The 14,836-nt window shown below is 56.5% G+C and carries 10 protein-coding genes and 1 riboswitch; all 10 genes read left to right on the plus strand.

What is annotated here, in order from left to right:
- Positions 1–73 precede the first annotated feature (73 nt).
- The 10 genes from HY868_10325 to HY868_10370 all read left to right on the plus strand — a co-directional run bounded on the left by HY868_10325 (position 74) and on the right by HY868_10370 (position 14,831).
- Positions 74–1,729: a hypothetical protein gene (locus HY868_10325; GenBank protein MBI5302524.1), complete on the plus strand. Its 1,656-nt coding sequence runs from the start codon at positions 74–76 to the stop codon at positions 1,727–1,729.
- Between the two features lie 111 nt (positions 1,730–1,840).
- Positions 1,841–3,523, plus strand: a complete 1,683-nt coding sequence (locus HY868_10330) for a hypothetical protein (protein MBI5302525.1) — start codon at positions 1,841–1,843, stop codon at positions 3,521–3,523.
- A 138-nt stretch (positions 3,524–3,661) separates the two neighbouring features.
- Positions 3,662–4,759: a hypothetical protein gene (locus tag HY868_10335; protein ID MBI5302526.1), complete on the plus strand. Its 1,098-nt coding sequence runs from the start codon at positions 3,662–3,664 to the stop codon at positions 4,757–4,759.
- A 110-nt stretch (positions 4,760–4,869) separates the two neighbouring features.
- Positions 4,870–4,958, plus strand: a riboswitch (cyclic di-GMP riboswitch).
- A 108-nt stretch (positions 4,959–5,066) separates the two neighbouring features.
- Positions 5,067–8,006 (plus strand): lamin tail domain-containing protein, encoded by a 2,940-nt coding sequence (locus HY868_10340; protein ID MBI5302527.1) that lies wholly within the window; start codon positions 5,067–5,069, stop codon positions 8,004–8,006.
- Positions 8,007–8,154: 148 nt separating this feature from the next.
- Complete coding sequence (locus HY868_10345; protein ID MBI5302528.1) at positions 8,155–9,387, plus strand: ROK family transcriptional regulator; 1,233 nt, start codon at positions 8,155–8,157, stop codon at positions 9,385–9,387.
- Between the two features lie 227 nt (positions 9,388–9,614).
- Positions 9,615–10,802: an extracellular solute-binding protein gene (locus tag HY868_10350; protein MBI5302529.1), complete on the plus strand. Its 1,188-nt coding sequence runs from the start codon at positions 9,615–9,617 to the stop codon at positions 10,800–10,802.
- Between the two features lie 207 nt (positions 10,803–11,009).
- Entirely contained in the window at positions 11,010–11,951 is a 942-nt protein-coding gene (locus tag HY868_10355) for a sugar ABC transporter permease (GenBank protein ID MBI5302530.1), read from the plus strand.
- Positions 11,948–12,826: a carbohydrate ABC transporter permease gene (locus HY868_10360; protein MBI5302531.1), complete on the plus strand. Its 879-nt coding sequence runs from the start codon at positions 11,948–11,950 to the stop codon at positions 12,824–12,826. The genes HY868_10355 and HY868_10360 overlap by 4 nt, the downstream gene beginning before the upstream one ends.
- Positions 12,827–12,941: 115 nt before the next feature.
- Positions 12,942–13,742 carry an HAD family hydrolase gene (locus tag HY868_10365; protein MBI5302532.1) on the plus strand — a complete coding sequence of 267 codons (801 nt, stop codon included), beginning with the start codon at positions 12,942–12,944 and terminating at the stop codon, positions 13,740–13,742.
- 123 nt (positions 13,743–13,865) lie between these two features.
- A complete protein-coding gene (locus HY868_10370; protein ID MBI5302533.1) occupies positions 13,866–14,831 on the plus strand; it encodes a hypothetical protein in 966 nt (321 codons plus the stop codon).
- Positions 14,832–14,836 lie beyond the last annotated feature (5 nt).

Consider the following 14,836-nt stretch of genomic DNA (forward strand, 5'->3'; position numbering starts at 1 on the left):
AACCAGGTTTCGCGGAGAAACCTGGTTTCTATCGGGTTGGTTTTCACGCGATACGATAGGTTTGAAGGGTAGCATGTTCAAAATAAAAAAAATGATTTTGCTGATTGCGCTCGGCGTCGTCATGGCGTGGCTAGCCGCTTGCGAAGCGCCCACCCCACCGCCGATCCGGACGCGTGTCGCCGCGAAACCGACGCCGACAGCGACGGCGACACGAAACTCTAGGATGTTTATTGATTACGACATCAGCGACGCGGTATCGTTGCAGCCGCTCATCACCAACGATGGCTCGTCTTTCAATCGGCAAGCTTTGCTCTACGCGAGTTTGACGCGCACCGACCCAGACACTCTCGAAGTGAGAGGTAACTTGTACGAGGACAATCCGACGCTTTCTCCCGATGGTTCCAAGTTGGTCTGGAAACTCAAGCCGGGTCTCAGGTGGAGCGACGGCGCGCCCTTGACCGCGCGGGATGTGCAGTTTACCTGGGACAAGATGATGGAGGAGAAGACCAAGTTCCCGGCGAAAAAAACCTATTCCGATTCCTTCAAGTCGGTCAAAGCGATTGACGATCTCACGGTGGAGTACGAACTGACCCAGCCCGGCTTTTGTCCGGCGATCAGCAACAGCGCGATCCCCGGTCCGATCCCGATGCACGTCTTTAAGGATGTGGACATCAATCAGAACCTGGCGAACGATAGTCCTTCGGTGGTTAGCGGACTGTGGAAACTTAAAGACTGGACGAAAGACGAGCGCGCGCAATTCGCGCCGTCGAATCCGTACTATGTCCGCGGCGAGGCGCGGCTCGACGGATATACATTTCGCGTCGTGAAAGATAGCGCGGTTGCGCTGGAGATGTTCAAGGCGCAGGAGATTGACATCATTCGACCGGACCCAAGTGACTGGGACGAAATCAAACAACTCCGGTTTGCTCAGACGTTTGAATATTATCCGGCTTCGCCGGGATGGACGTTCATCGGTTTCAACATGGGGAACCCATCCTTGAGCGACAAGAAGGTGCGCCAGGCGATTTCGTACGCGATCAACAAACAAGAGTTTGTAGACAAGGTTCGCCTCGGCTATGCCAAGGTGCAGTACTCGAATATCCCGGCAACGTCGTGGGCGTTCACCGACGACGTGCCCAAGTTCAATTACGATGTCGCCAAAGCCAAGGTGTTGCTCAAGGAAGCGGGCTGGGTTGCCGGTGCGGATGGCATCCTTGCGAAAAGCGGCAAGAAATTCCAGGTTCGCTTATTCTACAACGCGGGAAACAAACAACGCGAACAAATCGCGATCATCACCCAGGACTATCTCAAAGCGGTTGGCATTGCGGTGGAAGTGATTTCGGAAGAATGGCTGGCATACCTGAGGCGGATTCAAGAACCCGATCTCAAGAAACGCGACTTTGAGATGTTCGTCCTGGGTTGGTCGGGCGGAATTGATCCGTATGGGACCGGCACTATATGGAAATCGAATGGTTCGCAAAACCATACCGGTTTCAATAATGCCGAAGTGGACCGGCTTTACGATGACGCCGCGGTAGCGCCGGGGTGCCGACAAGACGACCGCAAAAAGATGTACGCCAAGATTCAGCAGATCGTGGCTGAAGAACAGCCGTACCTTTTTCTCTACACCAATCAAACACTTGTTGCGGTCAATAAACGTATCCAGGTGAATCCGGTCACTGTGCTCGGTATCAACTACAGTCTTGAGACCTGGCAACTCGCCAAGTAGGAAATTCTTCGATTCGCACCATTACCCCCCACCCCGCCCCTCCCCCTGTTCGCCCAAAGTTGGCGAACGAGGGAGGGTCGGGGTAGGGGCAAACCTCGCATGGAAGAGAGAATGAGATTTCCCATTTCCGTTTTTGCGTTTTTCGTTTTGTTCGCGATGCTAGCCGCGTGCTCTGCGCCAACCGCGACGCCAGTTCCGCCGACTGCAATCACGACGCCAGTTCCGCCAACTGAGACACCAGTGTTGACACCGACCACAACGCCACCCCCTTCGCGCAAGGGTGGCACGTTGCGTAGCGCGGTCACAAGCGACGCGGTCGGTTTTCATCCGTACCTGACGACCGACCCGGTTTCTGCCGAGTATCAATCGCGCGTGTTCGCGAGCGGTTTGTTTCGTCGTGATCCGCAATCGTTGCAGTTCGTTCCAAATATGGCGAACACGTGGACGGTGTCGGACGACGGCAAGACGTTCACATTCGACTTGCGCCGCGATATGAAATGGAGTGATGGCAAGCCGATCACCGCGCACGATTTTGCGTGGACGTTCGAGCAAGCGAATCGTCCGCAAAATAATTATCCGTACCGCGCGAGTTTTGAATCCATCGCGTCATTCGTTGCAAAAGACGATTACACGCTTGTGACGACACTCAAGCAAACGGCATGTGTCGGGCTTGAGCTTGCCGACCCAGTGACGCCGTTGCCGAAACATATTTGGGAAAAATACAGTTGGAGCGACCCGGCGAAGAATCCGGAAATATTGAAACCCAGCGTCGTGTCCGGGCGATTCACGGTCAAGCAATGGCAACGCGATACCCAGATCGAATTTACGCGCAACGATGCGTTCTGGCGCGGCGCATCGAATCTCGACGGCGAAATCGTGCGCGTCGTGCCAGACCCGACAACCCAACTGCAATTGCTCAAGAGCGGTGAACTCGACGTTGTGCCTTTGCAGATTAGCGATGTTGCCGAGGCAAAGAAAAGCGACACGCTCAAATTGTATCAATGGAATTCCGCCGCCGCCGCATGGAATTTTGTCGGTGTCAACTTGCGGCGCGCGTTTCTGCAAGACGTCGCGATGCGGCGCGCGCTCGCGTACGCGATGCCGCGCCAAGATATCGCGGACAAGGTGTTTGCCGGTCTGCAAAAACCGCTCGCCTCGTTTATCGCGCCGGCGAATCCGTTCTACAATCCTGGGGTCGCGCCGTACGAGTACAACATCGCGCGCGCCAGAGATACGTTGGCGCAAGCCGGTTATCGTTTCGACGCCAGCGGCAAGTTGCTGGGCAAGGATGGCAAACCCGCGCCGCGCTTGAAAATTATGGTGAACACCGATAATCGTCCGCGCGAAGATACGAGTCTGATGCTTCAAGCCGAGTTGAAAAAAATCGGCGTCGAGTCGGATGTGACCGGGTTGGATTTCCAGTTATATCTCGAATATCTCAAGAAACCACCGTTCGATTATGACCTCTACTTGCTCGGTTGGCGCGGGACGATTGATCCGCACTGGTCGAGTCAACTGTGGAGCGAAGCCGCGATTCCCGATGTGAACACCGGCGGCTACATCAACAAACAAGTCGAAGCGTTGTACGCCAAAGCGAACGCCGCGCCGTGCGACCTCGACGCGCGCAAGCAAACGTATCACGAGATCCAAAAAATCGTCGGCGATGATGCGCCATACCTGTTCTTGACCTACACGCCGGGTTGGCTGTTTCTCAACAAGCGGGTGATCCCGAACGAACCGACCGCGCTCGGCATTGATTATCTGCCGGAAAAGTGGTACATCGGCGTACCGTAAATGAGACCCGAAGGGTTTTCACGGAGCGAACCCTTCGGGTCTTTGCTTGAGTGACATTTGTCCTTGCGCGAATGTTCCGCGTACGCTACGCTGTGCCAGGCGCGCTTGATCGCGCAATTCGATGTTTGAGGTGGCACTATGAAATTTTCGCGTCTCCCGGTTCTCGCGCTGGGGATGTTCGCGTTGCTCGCGGCAATGTGGGCGGGCTTGTTGCGTCTCGATTGGAAATTCCCCGAACTCGCGCCTTCGCTCGCGCAATTGCACGGTCCGTTGATGATCTCCGGATTTTTCGGCACGGTCATCAACATCGAGCGCGCGGTCGCGCTGAATCAGCGCCGTTATTGGCTCGCGCCAATGTTGAGCGGCATCGGCGCGCTTGTGACGATTTCCGGACTCGCGCCTCAACTGGGCATCGCACTGCTCACGCTCGGCAGTCTCGGTCTCGTCATCATCTTTGGCGTCATCGTGCGGCGTTACGCCGGACGCGACACGCTGACGATGGCAATCGCCGCGCTCGTGTGGCTGGTCGGCAACGTAATGTGGTTCGCCGAGTATCCGCTGTGGCGCGTCGCGCTGTGGTGGATGGCGTTTCTCGTGCTGACGATTCTGGGCGAACGGCTCGAACTGGCGCGTCTGATGCGACTCGACACGCGCGCGAAAAATCTGTACGTTGTTTCTGCCGCGCTGTTGCTTGCGGGTCTGGTCTTGAATCTGAGCGCGGGATGGATTCTGCCGAGCGACTGGGTTGAACTCAGCGCGCGCGTCGCGGGCGCGGGTTTTCTCGCGATTGCGTTGTGGCTCTTGCGCTACGACATCGCGCAGAAGACGATCAAGCAAACTGGCTTGACGCGATTCATCGCGGTCTGCTTGCTCGTTGGGTACGTGTGGCTAGGCATCGGCGGCGCGTTGCGTGTCGTGTTCGGCGTGGGGAGTGGGTGGCAGGGTGACGCGCTGTTGCACGCGGTTCTGCTCGGCTATGTGTTCTCGATGATTTTCGGTCACGCGCCGATCATTTTCCCGGCGATATTGAATCGCGCGATTCCGTACACGCCGACGTTCTATCTTCATCTGGTTTTGCTTCACGTATCGCTCGTCGTTCGTGTCATCGCCGATCTGTTGGATTTGCGCGAGGCGCGGATGTGGGCAGGGATGTTCAATGTGATTGCGATTCTGCTGTTCTTATTCGCGACGGTGCGCGCAATGCGATTGGGCAATCCCAATCGCATTGGAGTTTGAAATTGCGCCTTTCTTTTTTCGCCACTGAATCGCGCGGAAACACACAGAAAATTTCTTGCGCTGATTCTAAGAATTTTTGACAATCTGTCTTGACCAACCTATAATGATTGTCGAATAACGGATGCATTGAGGCTCGACTCGGTCATCGTGGACGCCAGAGGGTCGAGAGGAGCGAATGGCGTAACCGACCGTGCTCACGCGCAAGCGTGACACGGTTTTTTATTTGCTCGTTGGACTCGGTCAACTTGTTCTCTTGTGATGCAACCATTTTCGCAAATTCATAAACTTTGACTCGAGGAGAATTTCAATGAGAACGCGAACGTTGCCCAGGTGGACAGTGCGACAGGCGCTGTTTGTACTTGTCGCCGGCATTGTGCTCGGAATTGCTGGCTCAACGCCAAGTGAAACCCAAGCCTTGTCAACGAACATTGTCATCAGCCAAGTGTACGGTGGTGGTGGCGGCTCGGGCTATTATTTGTATGACTATGTAGAGTTATTCAATCTAGGGACATCAGCGGCTTCACTGACCGGCTGGTCCCTTCAGTACGGTTCGGCGACGGGAAACTTTGGTAGTAGTTCGTCCAATATCTATGCCTTTCCGGCCGGCACAACCATCCAACCCGGGCGGTATTTGTTGGTCCAGTTGGGTTCTGCCGGCTCATCGGGTGCCAATCTGCCCGTAACACCTGACCTAATTACCACCAACTTGAGTATGTCTCAAGCAAGTGGCAAGGTCGCATTAGCCAGCATTACCTCAGCACTTGGATGTGGTGCGACAGCAACTCCTTGTGCTCTTCCGAATGCCAACATTGTTGACCTGGTTTCGTATGGCGCGGCAAACAACGCTGAAGGCGGAGCAACGATCAACAACAATACCGCATTGACTAATCAACAAGGCGGTGTGCGGAAATCGAACGGTTGTCAGGAGACCGATAACAATAATAGCGATTTCAATGTCTTGAGCGGCGTGGCTCTCGTTGCGCGCAACTCTTCTTCAGCATCAAACGTTTGTTCGGGCGGCATTACTCTCTCGATCAACGACGTCACCGTGACCGAAGGGAATAGCGGAACGACGACCGCGACTTTTACCGTCAGTCTCTCCGCGCCGGCGGGCGCGGGCGGCGTCACGTTCGACCTTGCTACGGCAGACAACACGGCGACGACCGCGAACAATGACTATGTGGCGCGAACGTTGACCGGTCAAACGATTCCGTCAGGCAGTTCCAGTTACACGTTTAGTGTGATGGTCAACGGTGACACCACGGCTGAATCGAATGAAACCTTTTTCGTCAATGTGACGAGTGTCGTCGGCGCGACGCTCGCCGATGGTCAAGGCACTGGCACGATCAACAACGACGATGTCGTCATCACCACGCGCATTCGCGACATTCAAGGTTCGGTGCACATCTCGCCTTTGAACGGCACTGCTGTGACGAACATCCCCGGCATCGTGACCGCATTGCGCGCGACCGGTTTTTACATGCAAGACGATACGCCCGACGCGAACGATGCAACGTCGGAAGGTATTTTTGTTTTCACCTCGTCCGCGCCGACTGTCAGCGTGGGCGCAAGTGTGTTGGTCAACGGCACGGTGACCGAGTACCGCGCCGGCGCGAACGGACTCACGTTGACCGAGATCACCTCGCCGAGTGTCACGACGCTTTCGACCGGCAACACGCTTCCTGCCGCGATCGTTATCGGCAGTGGCGGACGCGTGCCGCCGACGACCGTAATCAATGATGATGGCACCGGGAATATCGAGTCCAGCGGCACGTTCGACGTTGCGACGGATGGCATTGACTTTTACGAATCGCTCGAAGGGATGCGCGTGCAGATCAATAACGCGGTGGTCGTTGGACCGCGCGTAGAATACACTGGGACGACACCCAACCGCGAGATTCCGGTCATCGGCGACAACGGCGCGAGCGCGAGCATCCGCACCACGCGCGGCGGCATCGTCATTCGCTCGAGCGACTATAATCCCGAACGCATCATCTTGAACGATCTCATTACCGGTGTGTCACCTTTGCCGGTCGCGAACGTGGGCGATAGTTTTGCGACGGTTGTCGGCGTGATAGACTATAACTTTGACAATTACAAACTCCAAGTCACGACGCTGCCTACGCTGGTGTCCGGCGGATTGGCGCAAGAGACGACGACCGCGCAAACCGGCAGTCAGTTTTCCATCGCGACGTTCAACGTCGAGAACCTCGACCCGAACGATGGCGCGGCAAAATTCGCCGGACTCGCCGCGCTCATCGTCACGAATCTGAGATCACCGGATATCATCGCGGTCGAAGAAGTGCAAGACAACAACGGCGCGACGAATGATGCGGTCGTGACTGCTAACACAACGTGGAGCACGCTCATCAACGCGATTGCGACTGCCGGAGGTCCGACGTACCAGTATCGCGATATCAATCCGGTGGACGATCAAGATGGCGGCGAACCTGGCGGCAACATTCGCCAAGGTTTTCTGTTCCGCACCGATCGCGGCTTGGCGTTCGTAGATCGCGCGGGCGGCACTTCGACCGCCACAACGACCGTCAATAATGTGGGCGGTGTGCCGCAGTTGTCGTACAGCCCAGGACGCATTGATCCTAGTAACGCGGCGTTCAGCGCGAGCCGCAAGCCGCTCGCCGGCGAATTCACGTTCGGCGGCGCGACGCTCTTTGTCATTGCCAATCACTGGAATTCGAAAGGCGGCGACATGCCGCTGTACGGATACACGCAGCCGCCCACACTCACTTCGGAATCGCAACGCGTGCAACAGGCAACCGTCGTGCGCGATTTCGTTTTGAACATTCTGGCGATTGATGCGAACGCGCGCGTCGTCGTCCTGGGTGACTTGAATGATTTCGAATTTTCGACGCCGCTGACGACGATCAAGAACAGCGGCATGATGAGCGATATGCTCGAGGTCTTGGCGCAGAACGAACGCTACTCGTACATTTATCAAGGCAACTCGCAGGCGTTGGAGCATATTCTCGTGACGTCGGCGCTCGCTTCTCGTCGCCAACGCGTAGACGTGGTTCACGTCAATGCCGAGTTTGTGACGCGGTGGAGCGATCACGATCCCATGGTCGCGGTCTTCGATCTGTCCGCGCCGACGGCGGTCACGTTGTCCCAGTTTGACGCGCACGCGAACGACGCGCGCGTGAGCGTCGTCGTGCTGTTCGCGCTCGTCGGGGCAGGGGCGAGCATCATCGCATGGCTAAGCGAGCGCGGGCGCAAACCCAGTCCCTAGATCCTTTGCGCGAAAAAATTCGCGCGCCGCCACCTTTCGGTGGTGGCGTTTTTTTGTGGGCACGCCGCGCCCAAGAACAAAAATTCCGTCTTGACAAAGCATCCAATTTGTGTGATACTCGCATTAGTTTGTTGGGCGTCCAAACAAAGTGAATAACCAACTCCGTCTTCCTAAAACCGGCGACCAGATGCTGGTGCGGCGTTTGAACACCGCCATTATTTTGGATTGCTTGCGACTGAATGCTCCTCTCTCCCGTGCGGCGATTTCGAGTCGCACCGGCTTGAATCGCAGCACGGTCTCAAGCATCGTCAGCGCGCTCGTCCGCGATGGGTTGGTGCGCGAAACCGAATTTCAGAAAGACAAACTCGGTCGCCCGGGCTTGTTGCTCGAACTCAGTCCGGATGGCGCGTGCGCGATTGGCGTACAACTGGGCGTGGATTTCATCTCGATCATGCTTGCCGATTTTGTCGCCAAGCCCATCTGGCGCAAACGAGTTGCGATAGACTCAACGCTCAAGCAATCGGCGATTATCAAACGCGCGGGCGACCTGATTCAAGAGGCGCTCGCGCAAGCGCGGCGGCGCAAATCGCGCCCGCTGGGTATCGGCGTCGGCGTGCCCGGCTTGGTCAATCTGCAACAGGGCACGATCGCGTTCGCGCCAAACCTGGGATGGTCCGAGGTGCCCTTTCGCGAGATCTTTGTCAAACGCTTCGGGATGCCCGTCTTTGTCGAAAACGACGCCAACGCGTCGGCGCTCGGCGAGTACTATTTCGGCATCGCGCGCCAGGTCAACGATTTTATTTTTTTGACCGCGGATGTGGGCATCGGCGCGGGTGTGATCCTGGGCGGCAAATTGTTTCGCGGCAACCGCGGCTACGCCGGCGAAGTCGGACACATGTCGTTCGACCCGAACGGCGAAATCTGCGGCTGTGGCAGACGCGGGTGCTGGGAATCACTCGTTAGTCCGCGCGTGGTGATTCGCCGCATTCGCACGGCGTTGCGGAGCAACGGCAAGCGCAGCGCGATCCGCGAACTGGTGGACAACCGGTTGGACGATATTACTTTCGACGTTGTGTTGCAAGCCGCCAATGCCAACGATCCGCTCGCGCGCGCCACGTTGGAAGAGGTCGCGCAATGGTTGGGAGTTGGCATTGCGAATCTCGTCAACGCGTTCAATCCCGAATTGATCGTGCTGGGTGGCGCGCTCGCGCGGGCAAGTAACATCCTCACCCCGATCATCGAAACGACGGTGCGCGAGAACGCGCTCAAGCAACCGCACGAATCGCTCAAAATCGAAACCTCGGTATTCGGCTCGGAGGCGTGTGTGATTGGCGCGGCGGCGATAGTACTCGATGAGATATTGCGATACCCTTTTCCGTAGATCATCCTAATCCAGGAGGTGATGTTGAGCCAAGTCAAGTAACCGGTCGCTGACAAGATGAATGTGAACCCGTAAAATCAAACTCAAGGAGGAGAGAAATGTCTCGTAACATTCGCTGGGCGATGATGGTCTGCCTGGCATTGATCGTTCTTGCGCTTGCCGTCGCGTGCGCACCCGCGCCGACCGCAGTTCCCCCCACCGCCGCACCCGCGGCAAAACCAACGGACATGCCCAAGCCGGCTGGTGGCGGCAAGCTCGAAATGTTCTCGTGGTGGACTGCCGGTGGTGAAGCCGACGGCTTGAATGGCATGTTCGCCGCGTACAAGAAACAATATCCCAGTGTCGAGATCGTCAACGCGACCGTCGCCGGCGGCGCGGGCACGAACGCCAAAGCGGTGATGACGACGCGTCTGTTCGGCGGCGATCCGCCGGATTCGTTCCAAGTTCACGCCGGCCTCGAAGTCGCAACCTACACTCCCGACAAATACCTTCAACCATTGGACGACATCTTTGCATCCGAGGGCTGGGACAAGGTCTTTCCGAAAGACCTCTTGACCTTGCTCAAATACCAGGATCACTATTGGTCGGTGCCGGTGAACATTCACCGCGCGAATGTCATGTGGTACAGCAAAAAAGTTTTCACCGACAACAAACTCGAAGCGCCCAAGACGTTTGACGATTTCTTCAAGGTCGCCGACGCGCTCAAAGCCAAAGGCATCGTCCCATTCGTGATGGGCGACAAAGAGGGCTGGGAATCCGGTCACGTCTTTGAGACCGTCTTGATCGGCACGCTCGGCGCGGATGGCTATCGCGGTCTGTGGACGGGCAAGACCGCGTGGACCGATCCCAAAGTCACCGAAGCATTGAACAATTACAAAAAGATGCTGTCCTACACCAACACCGATCACGCCGCGCTGACCTGGGATGGCGCGGGTGAGTACTTGCTCAATGGCAAGGGCGGCATGCAAATCATGGGTGACTGGCAAGACGGCTGGTTCACCTCCAAGAAATTCACGGATTATGGCTGGGCGCCCGCTCCCGGCAACAGCGGTATCTTCGACGCACTGTCTGACTCGTTCGCGATGCCCAAGGGTGTGAAGAATACCGACAACGCCAAGAACTGGATCAAGGTCGCCGGTTCGAAAGCCGGTCAGGAAGCCTTCAATCCCAAGAAGGGTTCGATCTGCGCGCGCACCGACTGCGATCAATCCTTGTTCAACGCGTATCTCCAATCCGCCGGTAAGGATTGGCAATCGAACGCCCTGGTGCCGAGCGTTGTGCATGGCGCTGCCGCATTCGAAAAATGGGCAACCGCGTACAAGGACACGATGGCATTGTTCGTGACCAGCGGCGATGTTGCCAAGACGCAAGCCGCGTTGGCGCAAAACTGCAAAGACGCCGGCGTCTGCAAATAGTTCGTTTCCGCTCGTAGAGTATAGCGAGGCAGTCGCGCAGACTGCCTCGCTCTTAAAATCGGGAGATGTAACTGTAAGCCCGCCTCAACCCTCACCCCCGCGCTTCGCGCGTCCCCTCTCCCCTCTCCTGTTTTGCCACGTCATTAACGACGCGGTAAAACAGGAGAGGGGAGAGGGGGTTGGGGGGAGTGGGGTGAGGCAATGGAGATGTCTATGGCTCAAGCAAGCATTGCCGCGCCGCGCAAATCGAAAGGTTGGCTCAAGACCGACCGACTCTTGGCGTTCGTGCTGATCGCGCCCTCCGTCATTGCGATCGCGGTTTTCGTGTACGGCTTTATCGGCTTTACCACGTTCGCGTCGTTCACGAAATGGGACGCACTCTTGCCGGATTTTTCGCTCGTCGGCTGGCGCAACTATGAAAAACTTTTCGATACCACGCGCTTTCAAATTGATCTCGGCAACACGGTTGTCTTTACGATTCTCTTCCTCATTGCTTGCCTGATGCTGGGATTTATGCTCGCAGTCTTGCTCGACCAGCGCATTCGTTTTGAAGGATTATTTCGCAGTGTCTTTCTTTTTCCGCTCGCGATTTCGTACATCGTGACCGGCGTGGTGTGGCGCTGGCTGTTGAACCCGGGAAGTGTGCAGTTGGGTAGCACCGGTGTCAACCTGTTGTTTGAAAAAGTCGGTCTCGATTTTCTCAAGAACGGTTGGTACACCGATCCGAACATTGGCATCAAAGCCGTGGTGATCGCGGCGACCTGGCAAATGTCCGGCTATGTGATGGCGATGTATCTTGCCGGGATGCGCGGCATTTCGGAAGATTTGCGCGAAGCCGCGCGCGTGGATGGCGCGACCGAAGTTCAAGTGTACCGCCACATCATCCTGCCGCTCTTGCAACCGATCACGCTCGGCGCGGTTATCATCCTGGGACACATGTCGCTGAAAATTTTCGACCTGGTTGTTTCGATGACCGGTCCTGGTCCGGGATTTTCGTCCGACGTGCCCGCGTTCTTTATGTGGGACACGACTTTTCGCGGCAACAATTTCGCACAAGGCGCGGGCATCGCGACGATTCTCCTCATTTCGGTCGCGGTGTTGATCGTGCCATATCTCATCTACAGCACGCACACGGAGGCAGAAGTATGACCGCGCAAAATCCCGCTCGTCAAAAAAGTTTGGCGTCGCACTTGCCGCGCGCGATCATTTATCTCATCCTGATCGCGTTCGCGGTCTTTTATCTTTTGCCGGTGTACGTCCTGCTCATTACCGGGATGAAGGGATATACCGAAGTCAGTCTGCACTCGATGTGGGACTTGCCGCGCGCATTCGCCTTTGACAGTTTTGCCAAAGCCTGGTTCGGCAGTCCGGCGGAAGGGTTTCGCGGCTTGGGCGATAATTTTTGGAACAGCATCCAACTCGCCATTCCGGCGACGATCTTTTCCGCGATGCTGGGTTCGATGAACGGCTACGTCTTATCCAAGTGGAAATTCAAAGGATCGAATACGCTGTTCATGCTCTTGCTGTTTGGGATGTTCATTCCGTACCAAAGCATTTTGATTCCGCTCGTGCTATTGGTGCAAAAGATGGGGCTGTACGGCACGATCCCCGGTTTGATTTTCGTGCACACCGTGTACGGCATTCCGATCACCACACTGATCTTTCGCAACTATTACGCGACGGTGCCTTCGGAACTGATCGAAGCGGCGGGGATGGATGGCGCGGGCATCCTGGGAATTTACTGGCACATCATGTTCCCACTTTCGCTCCCCGGTTTTGTCGTCGTAATGATCTGGCAATTCCAATCGGTGTGGAATGACTTTTTGTTCGGCGTCATCATCACGAGCCGCCCGGCGGTGCAACCGATCACCGTCGCGTTGAACAATCTTGCCGGCAGTTACATCGTCGAGTGGAACGTGCAAATGGCTGGGTCGCTACTCGCCGCGCTGCCGACGATGCTGATCTTTATCTTCCTGGGGCGCTACTTTATGCGCGGTTTGCTCGCCGGCTCGCTCAAGGGCTAGAAGAATTGCCGAATTTCGATTTTTGATTTATGATTGACCGGAAGGTGCGAGACGCGACAGCGTGCTTCGCGCCTTTGTCATCTGAACACTGAATACTGGATACTGAACACAAACAATGGAAATCATTAACAACCGATCCGCGCGCGCGCCTATTCGCGTCGCGATTTTCGATTTTGACGGTACGCTCTCGCTCTTGCGAAGTGGCTGGACCCAAATCATGCACGCGCTCATGTTCGATGAATTGAGTCGAACTCCGCGCCACGAAGACGCCGCCGCGCTCGATGGGTTCATCACCGATTTGATTTACAGCACGTCGGGTCAACAAACGATCTATCAAATGATTCGCCTGGCAGAAGAAGTTGAGAAACGCGGCGGCGCGCCGGACACGCCGCAAGCGTACCTGCAAAACTTTTCCGAGCAACTCGTCGCGCGCGTCAATGCGCGGATTATCGCGATAGAATCCGGCGCGAACACGCCCGCCGATTGGCTCATCCCAGGTACGTTGGAATTCTTGCAAGCCCTCGCCGCACGAGGCATCACGTGTTATATCGTCTCCGGCACCGGCGAAAATTTCGTGCGCGATGAAGCGGCATTGCTCGGTATCGCGCCGTACTTTGCCGGCATCTTTGGCGCGCACGCGGACTACAAAAATCATTCCAAGAAAATCGTCATCGGCAAACTGGTCGCGCAACACGCTTTGCAACCGGGCGAACTCGTGACGTTTGGCGACGGCGCGCCGGAAATCGCGGACACCAAAGCCGTTGGCGGCGTCGCGATTGGCTTGGCAACCGACGAAGAAAAACGTGCGGGCATCCATCCGCAAAAACGCGCGGTGCTGGTTCAAGCCGGCGCGGATGTGATCGCGCCGGACTTTTGCGACCGCGCCGCGTTGATTGAGTATTTGTGGTACTCCTGAGTTGTTTGATAAAAGACAACCATAGATTCCACAGATTTTGTTTTTATCCGTGAAATCCGTGCAACACTTGCCCTGGCGGGAACGCAAGTGCCAGGGTCTGTGGTTTATGCGCTTGAGGTTAGAATGCCATATCTAATGTTTGACCGCAGCCGATTGCGCGTGCTTCCGCTCGCCGATCGCGTGCACGACATGCAACTTGCCGAAGTGCTTGCGCTCGACGCGCAAACGCCGCCGTGCGACGATCCGCAACTCGCGCAAATTGCGGAACGGATGATTCGCGCGCGCGCCAGCCATCGTCCGGTGATTTTGATGATGGGTGCGCACGTCATCAAGACCGGCTTGTCGCGCTTTGTAATTGACTGGATGGAGCGCGGGATCGTTACACTCGTCGCGTTGAACGGCGCGGGCGTGATTCACGATTACGAACTCGCGCTCATCGGCGCAACGACGGAGAGTGTCGCGCGGTACATTCGCGAGGGACAATTCGGGTTGTGGCGCGAGACCGCGCGCATCAACGACATTGTCGCGGCGGGCAATCGCGAAAACCTAGGTTACGGCGAAGCGGTCGGGCGCGTGATCGAAGAGGAAAAATTTCCGCATCGCGACGCGAGCATTCTCGCGGCGGGTTATCGTTTGCGCGTACCGGTTACCGTTCACATCAGCATCGGTTACGACATCACGCACGAGCACGCGAATTGCGACGGCGCGGCAATCGGCGAAGCATCGTATCGCGATTTTTTGATTTACACGAACGCGATCACGCAATTGCAAGGCGGTGTGATGCTGAATTTCGGCACGGCGGTGATGGGACCCGAAGTGTACTTGAAGGCGCTCGCGATGGCGCGCAATGTCGCGCAGCAACATGGCGAACGCATCAACGAATTTACGACCGCCGTGTTCGATCTGCAAGACCTCGGCGGCGACGCGCATCACGAAGCGTCGAAAGACCAAGCGGCGTACTATTTCCGCCCGTACAAAACGATCTTGGTTCGCACCGTCGCCGACGGCGGCGAAAGTTTCTATGTGCGCGGCGAGCACCGGGCGACGCTCCCGGCATTACATCGGCAAGTTGGAATGGGACGCGGATGAACGCG

It is taken from the genome of Chloroflexota bacterium (assembly GCA_016219275.1).
Lineage (GTDB): Bacteria > Chloroflexota > Anaerolineae > UBA4142 > UBA4142 > JACRBM01.

Bases quoted from the DNA above. Each gene is read 5' to 3' on its own strand.
- HY868_10360 (MBI5302531.1), top strand. From the start codon at position 11,948: ATGACCGCGCAAAATCCCGCTCGTCAAAAAAGTTTGGCGTCGCACTTG.
- HY868_10365 (MBI5302532.1), top strand. From the start codon at position 12,942: ATGGAAATCATTAACAACCGATCCGCGCGCGCGCCTATTCGCGTCGCG.
- HY868_10335 (MBI5302526.1), top strand. From the start codon at position 3,662: ATGAAATTTTCGCGTCTCCCGGTTCTCGCGCTGGGGATGTTCGCGTTG.
- HY868_10350 (MBI5302529.1), top strand. From the start codon at position 9,615: ATGCCCAAGCCGGCTGGTGGCGGCAAGCTCGAAATGTTCTCGTGGTGG.
- HY868_10355 (MBI5302530.1), top strand. From the start codon at position 11,010: ATGTCTATGGCTCAAGCAAGCATTGCCGCGCCGCGCAAATCGAAAGGT.
- HY868_10325 (MBI5302524.1), top strand. From the start codon at position 74: ATGTTCAAAATAAAAAAAATGATTTTGCTGATTGCGCTCGGCGTCGTC.
- HY868_10330 (MBI5302525.1), top strand. From the start codon at position 1,841: ATGAGATTTCCCATTTCCGTTTTTGCGTTTTTCGTTTTGTTCGCGATG.
- HY868_10370 (MBI5302533.1), top strand. From the start codon at position 13,866: ATGCCATATCTAATGTTTGACCGCAGCCGATTGCGCGTGCTTCCGCTC.
- HY868_10340 (MBI5302527.1), top strand. From the start codon at position 5,067: ATGAGAACGCGAACGTTGCCCAGGTGGACAGTGCGACAGGCGCTGTTT.